General features: G+C 69.9%; 15 protein-coding genes. 7 read left to right on the top strand and 8 right to left on the bottom strand.

The annotated features are described in order from the left end of the window. Positions 1-12: 12 nt before the first annotated feature. From E1294_RS23910 to E1294_RS23895, 4 genes are all read left to right on the top strand, one after another. The gene (locus E1294_RS23910) at positions 13-288 is read left to right on the top strand and encodes a MoaD/ThiS family protein (RefSeq protein WP_132511697.1); all 276 of its coding nucleotides are present in this window, start codon (positions 13-15) and stop codon (positions 286-288) included. Positions 289-529: 241 nt separating this feature from the next. Next, positions 530-730: a cold-shock protein gene (locus E1294_RS23905; RefSeq protein ID WP_106250594.1), complete on the top strand. Its 201-nt coding sequence runs from the start codon at positions 530-532 to the stop codon at positions 728-730. A gap of 354 nt (positions 731-1,084) precedes the next feature. Further along, a complete protein-coding gene (gene groL / locus E1294_RS23900; protein WP_132511695.1) occupies positions 1,085-2,713 on the top strand; it encodes a chaperonin GroEL in 1,629 nt (542 codons plus the stop codon). 149 nt (positions 2,714-2,862) lie between these two features. Then, complete coding sequence (locus E1294_RS23895) at positions 2,863-3,060, top strand: hypothetical protein (protein WP_132511693.1); 198 nt, start codon at positions 2,863-2,865, stop codon at positions 3,058-3,060. Between the two features lie 52 nt (positions 3,061-3,112). On the opposite strand, the gene E1294_RS23890 is transcribed toward E1294_RS23895, so the two are convergent. Together E1294_RS23890 and E1294_RS23885 are read right to left on the bottom strand one after the other, a co-directional pair. After that, the gene (locus E1294_RS23890; RefSeq protein ID WP_246083228.1) at positions 3,113-3,643 is read right to left on the bottom strand and encodes a YbhB/YbcL family Raf kinase inhibitor-like protein; all 531 of its coding nucleotides are present in this window, start codon (positions 3,641-3,643) and stop codon (positions 3,113-3,115) included. Between the two features lie 64 nt (positions 3,644-3,707). Continuing rightward, positions 3,708-5,786, bottom strand: coding sequence for a HelD family protein (locus tag E1294_RS23885; protein WP_132511691.1), 2,079 nt, complete (start codon positions 5,784-5,786; stop codon positions 3,708-3,710). Between the two features lie 124 nt (positions 5,787-5,910). Between E1294_RS23885 and E1294_RS23880 the strand changes: the two genes are divergently transcribed. Further along, positions 5,911-6,243 carry a hypothetical protein gene (locus E1294_RS23880; RefSeq protein WP_132511689.1) on the top strand — a complete coding sequence of 111 codons (333 nt, stop codon included), beginning with the start codon at positions 5,911-5,913 and terminating at the stop codon, positions 6,241-6,243. A 222-nt stretch (positions 6,244-6,465) separates the two neighbouring features. Here E1294_RS23880 and E1294_RS23875 read toward each other — a convergent pair whose 3' ends face one another. The 3 genes from E1294_RS23875 to E1294_RS23865 form a co-directional block, all read right to left on the bottom strand. Further along, positions 6,466-8,112, bottom strand: a complete 1,647-nt coding sequence (locus tag E1294_RS23875) for a DNA repair helicase XPB (protein ID WP_132511687.1) — start codon at positions 8,110-8,112, stop codon at positions 6,466-6,468. A gap of 255 nt (positions 8,113-8,367) precedes the next feature. Beyond that, complete coding sequence (locus E1294_RS23870; protein WP_132511685.1) at positions 8,368-8,724, bottom strand: hypothetical protein; 357 nt, start codon at positions 8,722-8,724, stop codon at positions 8,368-8,370. 93 nt (positions 8,725-8,817) lie between these two features. After that, positions 8,818-10,296 (bottom strand): class I adenylate-forming enzyme family protein, encoded by a 1,479-nt coding sequence (locus E1294_RS23865; RefSeq protein ID WP_246083227.1) that lies wholly within the window; start codon positions 10,294-10,296, stop codon positions 8,818-8,820. Between the two features lie 339 nt (positions 10,297-10,635). On the opposite strand from E1294_RS23865, the gene E1294_RS23860 reads away from it, so the two are divergent. Next, positions 10,636-11,319, top strand: a complete 684-nt coding sequence (locus E1294_RS23860) for a hypothetical protein (protein WP_132511683.1) — start codon at positions 10,636-10,638, stop codon at positions 11,317-11,319. 46 nt (positions 11,320-11,365) lie between these two features. Here the strand turns inward: E1294_RS23860 and E1294_RS23855 are convergent, their stop codons facing one another. Continuing rightward, the gene (locus E1294_RS23855) at positions 11,366-13,792 is read right to left on the bottom strand and encodes a helicase C-terminal domain-containing protein (RefSeq protein WP_132511681.1); all 2,427 of its coding nucleotides are present in this window, start codon (positions 13,790-13,792) and stop codon (positions 11,366-11,368) included. A 45-nt stretch (positions 13,793-13,837) separates the two neighbouring features. Between E1294_RS23855 and E1294_RS23850 the strand changes: the two genes are divergently transcribed. Then, positions 13,838-14,767, top strand: coding sequence for a hypothetical protein (locus E1294_RS23850; RefSeq protein ID WP_132511679.1), 930 nt, complete (start codon positions 13,838-13,840; stop codon positions 14,765-14,767). Here the strand turns inward: E1294_RS23850 and E1294_RS23845 are convergent. After that, a complete protein-coding gene (locus E1294_RS23845; RefSeq protein ID WP_132511677.1) occupies positions 14,760-15,377 on the bottom strand; it encodes a TetR/AcrR family transcriptional regulator in 618 nt (205 codons plus the stop codon). The two genes, E1294_RS23850 and E1294_RS23845, sit on opposite strands and share 8 nt — an antisense overlap. 60 nt (positions 15,378-15,437) lie before the next feature. Next, on the bottom strand, positions 15,438-15,774 hold a 337-nt coding region (locus E1294_RS52880), incomplete at its 5' end, for a hypothetical protein (RefSeq protein ID WP_165977445.1).

The raw sequence follows: 15,774 nt of genomic DNA, 5'->3' as shown, positions 1-15,774 counted from the left end.
GCGAGTTAAACCATGAGCGTTTCTGTGCGGATTCCCACCATTCTGCGCACCTACACCGGGGGCAACGCGGAGGTCAGTGGCGAGGGCGCGACTCTTCGTGACGTGCTGGCCACGCTGGACTCTGACTACCCGGGTATCGGCGCGAGAATTCTGGATGAATCGGGCAAGATTCGGCGTTTTGTCAACGTTTATGTGGGGGAAGAGGACGTCCGATTTGCCCAGGGGCTGGACACCCCGGCGCCGGACGGCACCCAGATCTCCATCATCCCCGCCGTCGCCGGCGGGTGAGTGCGGCAGATCACACTTCGGCGAGGGCGCCCCTTGTGGGCGCCTTCTTCTTTTCCCAACAATTCAACGTTGAACCGTCGATGAGAGGAAATGCGCAGTTTGCGGATTGACTCTGTTGCCAAACCCCGTGCCACAGGTATGGTCGAGGGCGATCGCCTGGCTGATTTTCTGTTAAGTCAGGCGATTACGGGTCTCGCGGAGGAATGGGCGAGGTCTGGGAGCCCAGTAAGAGGAGTCGGAAGTGGCGCAGGGCACCGTCAAGTGGTTCAACGCGGACAAGGGCTATGGCTTCATCGCGGTAGACGGTGGTAAGGATGTATTCGTCCATTACTCAGCGATCATGATGGACGGGTATCGCTCTCTCGAACAGGGACAGCGTGTCGAGTTCGAGATCACGCAAGGCCAGAAGGGGCCGCAGGCGGAGTCCGTCAGGACGGTCTGATTCACCGCACTGGTATGCACCGGCGGGTTCGCGCGGCAGCGCAGTCCGTGCGAACCGTCACCTTTCTTTCGTCGATCCTGGTACGGCGAGCCGTGCGCGCGAACCGCGGCCAGCGGTGCGCCCGCGGGGCGGCTCGCCGGACAGACGACTGACCTGGGGGGAAGAGCCGGCACGGGCGAGTTCGCTTGCACTCGGCAGGGTAGAGTGCTAAACAGTTCGTTGGCACTCTGTGCAGCAGAGTGCCAACACCGGATCGAGACGATGGGGTCTGCCGAACGGAGATGCTGACCCATGCCGTCGCGGGCGTCGGCTCGGTCCACGACAAGCCACCCTGCATCTGGGAGGTCTAGCCTTATGGCAGCCAAGATGATCGCGTTTGACGAGGACGCCCGGCGCGGTCTCGAGCGCGGTATGAACCAGCTCGCCGACGCCGTCAAGGTGACCCTGGGCCCCAAGGGGCGCAACGTCGTGCTGGAGAAGAAGTGGGGCGCTCCCACGATCACCAACGATGGTGTGTCCATCGCCAAGGAGATCGAGCTCGAGGACCCGTGGGAGAAGATCGGCGCGGAGCTGGTCAAGGAGGTCGCCAAGAAGACGGACGACGTCGCCGGCGACGGCACCACGACCGCCACCGTGCTCGCCCAGGCGCTGGTGCGTGAGGGCCTGCGCAACGTGGCCGCCGGCGCCAACCCGATGGCTCTGAAGAAGGGCATCGAGGCGGCCGTCGAGCGGGTCAGCGAGGAGCTCTCCAAGCTGGCCAAGGACGTGGAGACCAAGGAGCAGATCGCTTCGACCGCCTCCATCTCCGCCGCCGACCCCGAGATCGGCGCGCTCATCGCCGAGGCGATGGACAAGGTCGGCAAGGAAGGCGTCATCACCGTCGAGGAGAGCAACACCTTCGGCCTCGAGCTCGAGCTCACCGAGGGCATGCGCTTCGACAAGGGCATGACGTCGATGTACTTCGTCACCGACTCCGACCGCATGGAGGCCGTGCTCGAAGATCCCTACATCCTGATCGTCAACGGCAAGGTCTCCGCCAACAAGGACCTGCTGCCGCTGCTCGACAAGGTCGTGCAGTCGGGCAAGCCGCTGCTGATCATCGCCGAGGACGTCGAGGGCGAGGCCCTGGCGACCCTGGTGGTCAACAAGATTCGCGGCCTGTTCCGCTCCGTGGCCGTCAAGGCCCCGGGCTTCGGCGACCGCCGCAAGGCCATGCTCAACGACATCGCGATCCTGACCGGTGGTCAGGTCATCGCCGAGGAGGTCGGCCTCAAGCTCGAGACCGCCACCCTCGACCTGCTGGGCCGTGCCCGCAAGGTGGTCGTGACCAAGGACGAGACGACGATCGTCGACGGCGCCGGTGACGCCGAGCAGATCTCCGGCCGGGTCAACGAGATCCGCGCCGAGATCGAGCGCACCGACTCCGACTACGACCGCGAGAAGCTCCAGGAGCGGCTGGCCAAGCTGGCCGGCGGCGTGGCCGTCATCAAGGCGGGTGCGGCGACCGAGGTCGAGCTCAAGGAGCGCAAGCACCGCATCGAAGACGCCGTCCGCAACGCGAAGGCTGCCGTCGAGGAGGGCATCGTCCCGGGTGGTGGCGTGGCGCTGCTGCAGGCCGGTGCCAAGGCGTTCGACAAGCTGGAGCTCAACGGCGACGAGGCCACCGGTGCGGCGATCGTGAAGAAGGCTCTCGAGGAGCCGCTGAAGCAGATCGCGGTCAACGCCGGCCTCGAGGGCGGCGTCGTGGTCGAGCGCGTGCGCAACCTCACCCCGGGTGAGGGTCTCAACGCCGCGTCGGGCGAATACGTCAACATGTTCGAGGCCGGCATTCTCGACCCGGCCAAGGTGACGCGCTCGGCGCTGCAGAACGCCGCCTCGATCGCGGCGCTCTTCCTCACCACCGAGGCCGTCATCGCCGAGAAGCCGGAGAAGACCCCGGCCGCTCCTGCCGGCATGCCCGGCGGCGGCGACATGGACTTCTAGGTCCTGTTCGCGGCGCACGTCCCAAAAGAGCGGCCCGGTTTTCCGGGCCGCTCTTGTTTTTGTTTCCCTGCCATTACGTTTCGCAATTGAACTGCTACTTCGAGTGAGAAAGGGTGGTCACCACATCACCTCATCGAAGGAGCAGAAAATTGTTCTCCCGCAGTAAGCGCATGCTGGGCGTCGCTGTTCTCGGCCTTGCCTCCGTGACCCTCACGGCCGTTCCCGCGCATGCCAGTGACCCGGTCGTCTTCACCAGCACCGTGACCCGGAGCACGTCGCTGTGCGCGCTTCAGGCATGGGTGCCGCTGCTCGGCAACCTGCAGTCGGTGGTAAGGACCTGCGACTAGCGCCCACGGGAAAGGCGCCCCACCAGCGTGAGGTGGGGCGCCTTTCCCGTCGTCAGACCCCGTAGTGGGGGATGATATGGCCGCGGGCCAGGGTGTTGGCGGTGATGTTGAAGCCCACTACCGCCGGGCTGGTGCCGCTGTCCACGCCGAGCGAGTCGACCCCCAGCGCGTGGACCGTGAAGACGTAGCGGTGCGGGTCGCCAGGAGGCGGGGCGGCGCCGCCGTAGTCTTTGGTGCCGTAGTCGTTGCGGGCGTGCACCGCGCCCGCCGGCAGACCCTTGAACTCCGGAGCCGTGCCCGCGCCCGTCGGCAGCTCGGTGACCGAGGCAGGAACGTCGAAGAGCACCCAGTGCCAGAAGCCGCTGCCGGTGGGGGCATCGGGGTCGAAGCAGGTGACGGCGTAGGAGCGGGTCTCGGCGGGAGCGCCGGACCAGCGTAGCTGGGGCGAGAGGTTCTGGCCGGTCATGCCCCAGTCGTTGAAGACATGGAGGTCGTTGAGCCGCTCGCCGTCCTGGAGGTCGTCGCTCTCCACCACGAGCGCGGGGACCGACGGCAGGTGTTCATGGGGAAGGGGTGCTGGCACGGCATCCTCCTAGGTTGAGAGCTCCTTGCCCAGCCATCCTAGAAGCGGCCGTGCCGGACGCCCGTCAGCCCGCCAGCTGTGGCGGCAGCGCCTTGTCGTGCAGGACCGTCAGCGAGGTCACCGCCCGGGTCAGGACCACGTACAGTCTGGCCAGGCCGCGAGGCTCGGCCGCGACGATGTCGGCGGGCTCCACGACGACGACGTGGTCGTACTCCAGGCCCTTGGCGAGGGTCGCGGGCACGATGAGCAGGCGGTGTTCCTCGGTCGAGTCGGGGTCGAGAACGGCATGGGGGAGGCCGGCGAGGGACTCGGAGACCGCGGCGACCATTGTGTCAGGGGCGATGACGCCGATCGAGCCCTCCCTGGCCAGGGCCTCCCTGGCGGCCTCGGCGACCGAGCCGCCCTCGCGCACGGTGAGAGACCCGGCGCCGGGCCGCAGCGACTGCGGGGCGGCCAGGTCGGGGGCGATCGAGGGGAGCAGGCGGGCCGCGTAGTCCAGGACCTCCCTCGGCACGCGGAAACCGAGCGTCAGCTCCGTGATCTCGCCCTCGCGCTGGCCCAGGTGGTCGAGCACCGAATCCCACGAACGCGTCGACCACGGCGTGGTGCCCTGGGCGAGGTCGCCGAGCACGGTGGCCGAGCCGTTGCGGCAGCGGCGGCCGAGGGCGCGCAACTGCATCTCGGACAGGTCCTGGGCCTCGTCGACCACCAGGTGGCCCAGCGATGGCGTGCGTTCCATCAGGTCGCGGAGCTCGTCGAGGAGCGCGGCGTCGGCGGCCGACCATTTGGCGGACTTCCAGCTCCGGTACGGCTTCCGCCACAGGAGCATTTCCTGCTCTTCAGGCGACAAATCTGATTTAGCGGCTCGCGCCAGGAATTCCGAATCTGACAGCAAGCGGTGGAGGACCTGTTCGGGCGTCAGTTTGGGCCAGACCGCGTCCACGAGTTGTTTCACCGGTTTCGACCGGGCCACCGCGTCCTGCACCCGGTCGTCGGGCGACTCGCCGCGCTGCTCCATGCGTACGAGGACCATGTGGGCCAGCCGCTGCGCCAGCGCCGCCCGGCCGGGGTTGTACCGCGTGGTGCCGCGCAGGGAGGCCACGATCTCGCGTACTTCGTAGTCGGCCACCCGGTGCCGGTAGGCGCCCTTGGTGTAGACGAGGCCCTCTTCCGGTTTCACGATGTGCAGCCAGAGCGCGCGTTCGAGCAGCGCCGCCATCCTGGCGTCGCCCTTCACCGCGGCCACCATCGGGTCCTCGGGCGCGGCGTGCTCGCCGAGCAGGCCGGCCACCGTGGTCTGGTCGACCTTGACCTCGCCGAGCGCGGGCAGCACCGAGGAGATGTAGGACAGGAACGCCCGGTTGGGTCCGACGATCATCACGCCCGACCTGGCCAGCCGCTCGCGGTGGGTGAACAGCAGGTAGGCGGCGCGGTGCAGGCCGACGGCGGTCTTCCCGGTGCCGGGGGCGCCCTGCACGCACACCGTCTGGGCCAGGGTGGAGCGGACGATCTCGTCCTGGTCGGGCTGGATCGTGGCGACGATGTCACGCATCGGGCCGGTGCGGGGGCGTTCGATCTCCTCGGTGAGGATCCTGGACGGGCCGATCTCGACGCCTTCGCGGAGTGGCTCGTCCTCGAACGCGGTCAGCGCCCCGCCGTGGTAGCCGAAACGGCGCCGGCGCGCGATCCCCATGGGGTCGGCGGGACTGGCCTGGTAGAACGCGCGGGACACCGGCGCGCGCCAGTCGATGACCAGCGGCCTGCTGTGGCCGTCGTGCACGTGGCGGCGCCCGACGTAGATCGTGCCGGGCAGGTCGTCGCCCTCCTCCTCGTGCTCATGGTCGCGACCGCTGCGTTGCTCGCCGGCGCCTTCGCCGCTCTCTCGTCGCGAGCTCTTCCGCTCCGCGCGGTCGAGTCGGCCGAAGAACAGCGGGGTGTCGGGATGGTCGGCGAGTGCGGCCACCCGCTGGTCGAGCAGCGACTGGAGGATCTGCTGCGACACCCAGTCGCCGGCCGCGTCGGACGAGAGGGACTGGGCGTGGGTGCGCATGGCTTTGAGCGCGGCTCGGGACTCGGCCAGGTGGGCCTGCTCGGCGGCGAGCACGTCGGTGGGTATGTCGGGGGCAAGTTGGTGTGCGGGCATGCGGAAGCGCCTCCCTGGTTGAAGGACGGAGGTGGTTACAGGCAGCGAATCCGCCAGTTTAGTCGCCACGATTGGGGGCTTCCAAAGCATTTAGCTCCGGCGGTGCGGGTACGCATAGGTGGTGGTGCGGGTCCGGCTCCGCTTCTCGCCGATCATCCCCACGATCGCGAGCTTCCTTCTGGCGGCGTTGTGGGGGCTCTCGGTGTTCGCGGGGTGGGGACTGCAGGCGTTCTGCGCCGGTGGCGAGTCGATGGCGACGTGCTCGCAGCGTCTCGGCACGGTCTCCACGTTGTCGGGGGTGTTCGCGGTGGTCGCAGCGTGCTGCACGGTGGCGGCCTGGCTGCTGCCGTGGTCGCGGCACGACCCGCGGACGTTCGGCCACCTGATGGGCGCAGGCGTGTTGTGCTGGATCGTCGCGGGGGGCGTGCTCTTCGTCGGCGGTCTGCTGGTCAGGTAGGGGGGCAGATCCGCTTGCAAGGGATCAAGCTCGGAATACCGAAATATTCGGGCATATCAGGTGGGTTTGTCGGATCATGGGGGTATGTCGCAGGCGGCGTGATAGTACGCAGGTGAGGGGGGTGGTTCGATTGTCTTCGACCCGCGGAGTCTCGTGGACGTGAAGCCACGCTGATGCCCGGCCGCTCGGGCGAGCGGCTGGGCATGACCGCCGGCATCGCCGTCACACGCCGCCGAGCACGTCGTCGGCGTCGATGATCTGGTATGCGTACCCCTGCTCGGCGAGGAACCGCTGCCGGTGCGCCGCGAACTCCTGGTCGACCGTGTCGCGGCTGACCACCGTGTAGAACCGGGCGCCCCCGCCGTCGGCCTTGGGCCGCAGCACGCGCCCGAGCCGCTGCGCCTCCTCCTGGCGCGAGCCGAACGTCCCCGACACCTGGATCGCGATGGCCGCCTCGGGCAGGTCGATGGAGAAGTTGGCCACCTTCGACACCACCAGCACCTGGATCTCCTTGTCGCGGAAGGCCTGGTAGAGGCGCTCGCGCTCCTTGACCCGGGTCTCGCCTTTGATGACTGGCGCGGTGAGGTGCTCGCCGAGCTCGTCGAGCTGGTCGATGTACTGGCCGATGACCAGCACCTGCTCTCCCAGATGGCGGCGGACCAGCGCCTCGGTCACCTGCGTCTTGGACGGCGTGGTCGCGCAGAAACGGTAGCGCTCCTCCGACTCGGCCATCGCGTACGCCAGCCGCTCGTCGTCCGTGAGCGTGACCCGCACCTCGACGCAGTCGGCCGGCGCGATCCAGCCCTGGTTCTCCATCTCCTTCCAGGGTGCGTCGTAACGCTTGGGACCGATCAGCGAGAACACGTCGCCCTCGCGGCCGTCCTCGCGCACCAGCGTCGCGGTCAGCCCGACCCGCCTGCGCGCCTGCAGGTCGGCGGTCATCCGGAAGATCGGGGCGGGCAGCAGGTGCACCTCGTCGTAGACGATCAGGCCCCAGTCGCGGGCGTCGAACAACTCCAGATGGCTGTAGACGCCCTTCCTCCTGGTGGTCATCACCTGGTAGGTGGCGATGGTGACCGGGCGGATCTCCTTCTTCGTGCCGGAGTATTCGCCGATCTCGTCCTCGGTCAGCGACGTGCGCTTGAGCAGCTCGGTCTTCCACTGGTGGGCGGAGACCGTGTTCGTCACCAGGATCAGCGTGGTGGCCTGGGCGTGCGCCATGGCGGCCGCGCCGACGAGCGTCTTGCCCGCGCCGCACGGCAGCACGACCACGCCGGAACCGCCGTGCCAGAAGGCGTCGGCCGCCTCCTGCTGGTAGGGGCGCAGGGTCCAGCCGTCCTGCTTCAGCGTGATCGGGTGCTGCTCCCCGTCGACGTAGCCGGCCAGGTCTTCGGCGGGCCAGCCCAGCTTGAGCAGGGCCTGCTTGACGTTGCCCCGGTCGCTCGGGTGCACGATCACGGAGTCGGGGCCGAGCCGCTCGCCCAGCATCGGCTGGATCTTCTTGGAGCGCAGCACCTCCTCCAGCACGGCCCGGTCGGTGGAGGTCAGCACCAGGCCGTTGACCGGGTCCTTCTCCAGCCGCAGGCGGCCGTAGCGCGCCATGGTCTCGGCGACGTCGACCAGCAGGGCGTGCGGCACCGGGTAGCGGCTGAAGCTGATCAGCGCGTCGATGACCTGCTCGGCGTCGTGTCCCGCCGCGCGGGCGTTCCACAACGCCAGCGGGGTGACGCGGTAGGTGTGCACGTGTTCGGGGGCGCGCTCGAGCTCGGCGAACGGCGCGATCGCCTTGCGGCACGCGTCGGCCCTCTCGTGGTCGACTTCGAGCAGCAGCGTCTTGTCGGATTGGACGATCAGCGGTCCGTCGCTCACTGGACACCTACGGTGTGGATGGCCCGTTCTTCAGAGCGGGGAGGAAACGCGGAATGGTCGGACATCCTGGTGGTCTCCTGGGTTTGTCGGTGATGATCGGTAGGTCGATCGGTGCGTCTCGCTACCGGCTTCAGCCCTCGCCTGCCCAGGAGGCAGTGTTGCTGGAGCATCGCAGGCGTGCCCGGTTCGCACGCGACTCCCAGCGTATCTCTCCGTGGAGATGGTTCGCGGCGTCGGCTGAAAGGCTGAGCCTGGTCAGTCGTCGAGATAGCCGTTGAGGCCCAGGAAGAGGATCGTGCCGATGCCCAGCACGAAGCCGACCCCGAACAGGACCCAGCTCCAGATCACCATCGTGCGGGCGGTGTGCGGCTCGTTGCGCGCCTTGCTCAGCGCCAGCCCCGCGAGGATCGCGCCCGGCAGGCCCAGGACGTTGCAGCAGGAGACGAGCGCGAGGAGGTTGAGCACGAGCGAGACGATCGCGTTGGCGAGCGGGCCGTCGTTGCGCGGAGGCGGCGGATAACCGTAGCCGTAGCCGTACTGCGGGGGCGGCTGGTCGCCGTAGGGCGCGCCGTACGGTTGGTACGGATAGCCCGATGGGTCTTCCTGGCTCATGGTCACCTCCAGACAGGTCAACACTTATCACGGAATTGAGGCGCGGCTGACCGAGTGAGCGCACTCGGTCAGCCGTGACGTGGTCGCGGCTCCTCAGCCGAGCAGAGCGCGCAGCGCTTTCCGGTCGAGCTTGAGCACGCTCGTGAACGGGATCGAGTCGGCGAACCTCACTTCCCGCGGATGTCTCACCCTGCCGACCCGGTCGCGGGCCCACGCGATCAGCTCCTCGGCCCCGACCTCGGCGCCCGGCCTGATCTGCACGAACGCCACGACCTCCTCGCCGACGCGCGGGTCGGGACGGCCGACGACGCCCGACAGCACCACGTCGGGGTGCTGGTTGAGCGCGTCCTCCACGTCCCGGGGGAACACGTTGAAGCCGCCGCGGATGATCAGGTCCTTCTTCCTGTCGACGATGTAGAGGTAGCCGTCGTCGTCCACGCAGCCGATGTCGCCCGTACGCAGCTCACCGCCGGCCAGCGCCGTGCCCTCGGGGTCGGGCTCGTGCTCGCCCCAGTAGCCGAGCATCAGCGACTCGCCGGAGACGCAGATCTCACCGATGTCCCCGGTCTCCGTGGCCTCGCCCTCGTTGTCGCGGATGGTGATCGTGTAACCGGGCAGAGGCGGGCCGACGCTGCCGACCTTGCGCCGGTCCGGCGGGTTGAAGGTCGTCACGGCGCTGGTCTCGGTCAGCCCGTAGCCCTCCAGGATCTGCACGCCCGGCATCCTGCGCTCGAACTCCGCCAGCGTCCGCCTGCCGAGCGGGGCCGCGCCGCACGTGAGGAAGGCGAGGTCGGGCAGCGGATGCGACTCCAGCGGTTCGGCGAGGAGCATCTGGATCATGGACGGGACGACCGTGCCATACTGGACGCGCTGCTCGGCGGCCAGCGACAGGAACGCCTTCGGCTCGAACCAGCGCATCAGCACCGTCTGCTGCGGCTCCGTGGCGTGCATCGAGGCGACCGAGATGATCAGCCCGTACGCGTGGGACAGCGGTACGGGCACCAGCGCGCGGTTTCTGCCCTCCTGGCGGGACAGCTCATAGACGGCCCTGGCCACCTGCCACAGGCCCCGGTGGCTCAGCATGACGCCCTTTGCCTTGCCCGTGGTGCCGCCGGTGTACATGAGCGCGGCCAGGTCGCCGGGATCCCTGTGCACGAGCCCGTGCTCGGAGGCCCGTTCCAGCTCGGCCGTGTCCACGAAGATCGGGATGTCGACGGCGGCGGCGCGTACGGTCTCCTCCAGCTCGGGCGAGGTGACGATCGTGCGGGCGCCGCTGTCGTGCAGGATGTGCCGCAGCTCCTCGGGCCCCACCAGGAACACCACCGGCGTCACCACCGCGCCCGCCGCCCACAACGCCTGGTAGAGCAGCGGCACCTCGGGGGAGGTCGCCATCATCACGGCCACCCGGTCGCCGGGCCGGATGCCGGCTTCGACGAATCCGCCGCACATGCGGCGCGCGCGTTCGGCGAGTGCGTGGCTGCGGAGCCACGTCCCTTCGTAGAACATCGCGTCGTGGTCGTCGAAGCGGCTCCATGACTCCTCGGCCAGCCCGCCCAGCGTTTGCTCGGTCACATGCCCAACCTGATGCGAATGACGTTGCGCCGTCAACCCTTGATGTCGCGCCGGGCACCCTTGACCGGCCAATGCGGACGATACTCGCTGGGGTCGGTAAAACGATATAAACCTCCGTCTGTGGCCATTTGTGTTTTCTGCTCGACCTCGATCGTTCCATGGTGGAAGATCTAGGCGAAGGGAGTGGTCGAGGTGTCCCCATAAACCCGCGAGTCGCACGTAAGGCCAGCTCAGAGCGCTGTTGTGACGCTCCGTATCGCCTTCGTGGGAAAAGAAAAAAGTTTTTGATCTTCCATCTTTCCTGTAGACAAGTTTCCAGTCAATCACCGAGGTGGCTTCGTGACCGACACGCCTGAACCAGGCGAGATCGACCTCGACACCATAACGTTCAGTCAGAGCGTCATCGCCGTCAACGACCGGCCGCGCGCCACGACCGATCCGGTCACGCGCGACCTCTGCCGGCGGGAGGCCGACATCCTGCTCCGCTCCTACCGGGAGCCGGGCTGTTTCCCCGAGGCGGTGCGCCGCCTGGCCATGCGGCACCTGCTGGTCCTCGTGGGCGCGGAGGAGACCGGCAAACGCTTGGGGGCCATCGCCCTGCTCTCGCGCATGTCGCTGGCCGAAAGCACGATCACGGTGCTGTCGCCGGCCGCCACCGTCCTGGAGCTGCTCTCCGCGACCGACTACGGGCCCGGGCAGGCGTACGTGCTGCACGACTGGACCGCGGCCGGCGCCGAGCGGATCGAGCTGGTCAACCTCGCCCGCAAGCTGGCCGAGCTGGGCTCCTACCTCGTCATCACCAGGAACGGCGGGCCCTCCCAGGCGGTCGAGGTGGAGCAGCCGTGGTGCGTCCCCGACCCCGGCGAGCTGTTCGACCTCTGCCTGAGCACCTACGGGCCGCGCGCGGGCGCCGGCACCGAGCAGCTGGCCGCCGCCAGGAACCAGGCGCTCACCCTGCCGACGCCCGCCGCGGTGGTCCGCCTGGCCACGCGGCTGGTCCGCGACGGCGAGCCGGCGCGCTGATCGGGGCCAGGCGGACCGCCTCGCCGGGGGACGGCTGAGCCCCGCGTCAGAGGCCGGTCACGCCCGTGATGCGGTGGAGGGCGAAGCGGTGCACGGCGGCTCTGGTCTCGTCGTAGGCGGTCAGGTAGCCGCCCTCCATCCGGGCCGGCTCCAGGATGCGCGAGGTCGCGTTGCCCTGGGAGTCGAGATAGCCGATCCACACACGCACGCCCCGCTTGATCGCCTCCTGCAGGGCCGAGATCGTCGCGGTAGCAGGCCCGCGCGGCACCTGGCCGTTGGGCGCGTCGACGGGCTCGCGCCGCGCCAGGTGCGCCGCGTCGCCGGCCCGCAGCGCGCGTACGGCCGCCGCCGCCACTTCGGGGTCGAGGCCGTTCGACGACGCGATGGTGCGCACCGGCGCCGCGCCCTCGGTACGGCGGCTTTCGAGCTGGGAGACGATCACATCGCCCTCGATCGACTCCGCGACCGGGGCGTACCCCATGGCGCGCAACGAGTCGACGAGCGCCGCCCGCGAGGAGCGGGAGGCGATGACGGTGGGGGCGAGCCGGCGCAGCCGCAGCGCGGCGGAGCGGCGGTCGGCGGTGATCTGGTCGAGCAGCGCCGGGTCGTCACACCGGATGTACGCGCTCGCGGTGCCCACGCGGATGCGGCCGTGCCGCCTGGCCACGTCGGTCACCAGGTAGGACAGCGCCTGTGGCACCGGCGTGGCCGAGTGGCGGCCGAGCACCGACAGCAGCTCTTCCGCGCCGTGCCCCGCGTCGAGCGCCCGGCGTACGGAGCCCTCGCTGAACCGGTAGACCGTGGCCCCGCCCTTCGACTCGACGTCGGCGGTGAGCGTCATCCAGCGGTTGAGCTCGCTGGTCAGCGGACCCGGCGCGACGGCGGTGAGATCGGCCTGGAGCAGCACGTGGTCGACGGGTTCCGGCAGCAGCGGCGCGAGCACCTCGGCCGCGTCGTCGCCCTCGATCAGCGCCCGCCCGTGCCCGGCCAGCGCGCCCAGCCCGGTCATGCCCACCTGCTCGGCCTCACGCAGCGCGAACTCGGTGAGCTGCTCGCGCAGCGGCCCCCGGCGGCGCGGCTGCTCCCACGCCAGCCGTTCGAGCACGGAGTCACGCCCGGGTGCGAGGCCGGGAGCGGAGGCCAGCACCCGAAGCGTGGCCTCCCTGACCCCCGCGGCGGACGAACGGCGCAGGTCGGTGTGGAGGGCGTTGAGCGGCCTGTCGCGGTCGTCGCCGCGTTTGACGGTCGCGCCCGCTTCGCCACTCGCCGGCATCGCTCCGACCGCTCTCTCCCGGCGAGCTCCTGCGCTCCGGTCGCCGACCAGCCCGGGCACCCGGTCCATGCGCAGCCAGGTGGCCGCCAGCGTCATCCACCGGTCGGCGGCCGACCTGACCCGCCACAGGTCATAGCCGGAGGTCGGCAGCCACTCGCCGTCGACGCCGCCGCCGGCCGCGATCAGGCCGGCCGCGTGCGCCACCTCGACGACCAGCGCCGTCACCCATTCGGGCAGGTCGAGCTCGCCCGCCGTGCGTTTCAGGTCGCGTACGCCCAGACCGCCGGTGCGCAGCACGCCCGGCGGATCGACGCCCCATCGCTCGCACAGCTCCTCCACGGACCTGACGAACGAGAACGCCTGCCCGGCCGCCGTGCGGTCGGCCAGCTCCGGGTCGCGCGCCATCCCTTCGAGCGGCGGCGGCGTGGCCGGCAGACCGCGGTGCACACGCCCGCCGCGCAGGTAGAGCCCCACCTCGCGGGGCAACGTCACGCTCTCCTCGCCGGTGGCCGCCAGCAGGCCGCGCGCGAGCAGTTCCTCGATGGGCGAACGGGCCGAGGCCACGCGCACCTCGCGTCTGGCGTTGGGCACCCGTCCGGTCGGCGGGCCCCAGACGAGCTGGTCGAGCGCGCCCCTGGCCTCGGCCGAGACGGCGCCGACGAGCGCGGCGGGCTCGGCCAGCGCCGCCGCCAGCCGCTCCTTGCCCGGCCCATCGGTGCCCGGCGCGACGTCGTCGGCCATCTCCTCCAGGTGCTCGGGCGCGTGGTGCCGGAACGCGTCGACGGCACTCGGGCCGAGCCCCGCCGGGTCTTCGAGCACCTTGCGTACGCCGGGGCCCAGGTCGAGGGCGTCGTCGGGGCCGTAGACCAGGGCGAGGTCGGACAGCCTGCCGAGCGCCTCCGACAGCGCCGGCTCCGGGTCGGCCTGCCCCGTCTCCTGGTCGTCGGCCAGGGCCGCGCCGATGAGGTCGCGCAGCTGCTTCCTGGATGTCGGCCCGGGCTGGACGGCGAGCGTCTCGACGACCGCCAGCGTGAACCGGTCGAGCCGGTCGAGCACCCTGCCGATCGCCGAAGGGCTGGCCGCGCGCGACGCCAGGCCCTCCAGATGTGCGGGCACCGGAGTGATCAGCTCGGGACGCGCGGACACGAGCACCCGCAGCTGTCCGTCGGTGCGTCCCCTGATCCACTCCGTGAACTCCATCGTTGCCATGGTATGTCCACCTCGATTGGGGCAGCATTGCTTGACGTGATTGAGCGAGCCGACCAGCAGGTGCTGAACTACGTCTCCAAGGCGGCCGACGCCGCGCACGGCGTGCTCAGAGCCGACCAGCGGCTCGACTTCGCCAAGCGGCTGCGGGCCAGGATCGAGGTCGAGTTGCGCGGCAGCCGGAAACCGCGCGAGGTGTCGAAGGTGCTGGCCAGGTTCGGCGATCCGGTCGCGCTGGTCGAACGCGAGGCCGGCCGGCTGGCGGCGGCCGGGATCGCGACGCTGCGCTCCAGGCCGCCGGCGGCGCCCACCACCGCGCCGACCTCGACCCCCACCATCGGGCCCACCATCGGGCCCGTCACGACCCCCGCGCCAGGCCCCGCCCCGGCTCTCGGCAACCCGCCGAAGGAGGAGGCCGGCGTCACCCTGCGCTTCGCCGCCGTCGCCGACGACCGTGACCTGCCGCCGGGCGTACGCGAGCACCGCAGGATCGCCCAGGAGCGCCTGACCCGGCGGCCCGGCATGGACCTGCCGTTCGCGGGGCTGCGCAAGGTCGCCATGTTCAGCGCCAACCCGCTGGCCACCGACGGCAGGGACGCCAGGACCATCGTCAAGGAGCACCCGCGCGACGCCGCCGCGATGGTGATCCTGGTGATGGCGGCGCTGCTGGTGCCGTTCGACCTGCCGCCCGTGGCGATCTTCCAGGTGCCGGTCATGGTGTGGGCGCTCGGCGCCGCGCTCGTGTTGTTCGGCGACATCTGGACGATCCGCGACAAGGTCCTCGGCATCGGCGCGCCGATGCTCGGCTACTCGGTGGGAGGCGTGCTGATCGGCGGCCTGCGGGTCGGCATGGAGGCCGGGCTGTCGGCGTTCGTGACGCAGTTCTTCGACGTCAGCGGGACCATGTTCATGATCGGTACGGGTCTGGGCGTGGTGTGGCTGGCCTACCGGCTGCTCGACGTCACCTGACGGGCGCCGGGCTGGGGAGCAGGCCGACGGCCAGGCGTACCCACGCGGTGACGAACTGGTCCTTCTCCGCGTGCCCGGGGAGCTCACCCACGGTCTCCTGGAACAGCCGGTAGTGCACGACCGAGCCGCCGAGCACGGCCGCGATGCCCGCCCAGTCGAGATCCACGTCGTGGTACTCGGGCTGAGCCATGAACCAGGTGACGATCGCGTCGAACATGGGCTGCAGCAGCCCCTCCCTGACCACGGCGACCAGCTCGGGGAACTGGCTCAGGTCGCGGAAGAACACCCGGGTCAGCTCCGACTCCTCGCGCACCTTGGCCAGCCCCGCGCGGCACATGTGGGCCAGGCGCTCCTCCAGGTCCGCCGACGCCTCCATGGCGCTCAGCTCGGCCAGGCTCTCCGCCACCTGGCTCCTGGTGCGCGCGGCGTGCTGGTTGATCGCGGCGGCGAGCACTTCGTACTTGGACTTGAAATGCCGGTAGAGCCCTCCGGCGCCGGGGGACAGCCCCGAGGCGGCCTCGATCTCGGCCACGGAAGTGGCGGCGTAACCCCGCTCGGCGAACAGTCGCAGAGCCTCGTCGACGATCCGCTCACGGGTCGATCTGGTCATGTCTATCCTGATACCTCCGTAAGGAGCGTAGCCGTTGCTCAGAGCGGCTCACCGCCGCCCTCACGGAGCGGCGCGCCGGATCAGGCCCGCCAGCGCGGAGCCGATGATCAGCCACACGATCGCGGCGAGGCCGTAGTTGACGAGCGCCGTCCAGCGCGGATCGGCGAGCTGGAACAGGCCGGCCAGCCCCAGGGACAACCATGAGGCGAGCGATTCGACGAACTGGTACCAGATGTTGGCCGGGTTGGCCTTGAACACGGTGAACACCGCGTAGAGCAGCACGGAGAGCGCGGCCACCCTGGAGGTCACCTTCACCAGGTAGGCCGCCGCCGACACCGCACGCCGCCACGGCGTCGCGATCCGGCCGCCGGGCCTGGCGGGCCGGTGGGGGCGGGGC

Origin of the sequence: Nonomuraea diastatica (assembly GCF_004349015.1) — a bacterium.
Lineage (GTDB): Bacteria > Actinomycetota > Actinomycetes > Streptosporangiales > Streptosporangiaceae > Nonomuraea > Nonomuraea diastatica.
Note: the sequence above shows the minus strand (reverse complement) of the source record. Positions and strands in the feature narration are given on the sequence as shown.

Bases quoted from the DNA above. Each gene is read 5' to 3' on its own strand.
- E1294_RS23910 (WP_132511697.1), top strand. From the start codon at position 13: ATGAGCGTTTCTGTGCGGATTCCCACCATTCTGCGCACCTACACCGGG.
- E1294_RS23885 (WP_132511691.1), bottom strand. From the start codon at position 5,786: ATGCCCGCACACCAACTTGCCCCCGACATACCCACCGACGTGCTCGCC.
- E1294_RS23855 (WP_132511681.1), bottom strand. From the start codon at position 13,792: ATGGAGTTCACGGAGTGGATCAGGGGACGCACCGACGGACAGCTGCGG.
- E1294_RS23845 (WP_132511677.1), bottom strand. From the start codon at position 15,377: ATGACCAGATCGACCCGTGAGCGGATCGTCGACGAGGCTCTGCGACTG.
- groL (WP_132511695.1), top strand. From the start codon at position 1,085: ATGGCAGCCAAGATGATCGCGTTTGACGAGGACGCCCGGCGCGGTCTC.
- E1294_RS23870 (WP_132511685.1), bottom strand. From the start codon at position 8,724: ATGAGCCAGGAAGACCCATCGGGCTATCCGTACCAACCGTACGGCGCG.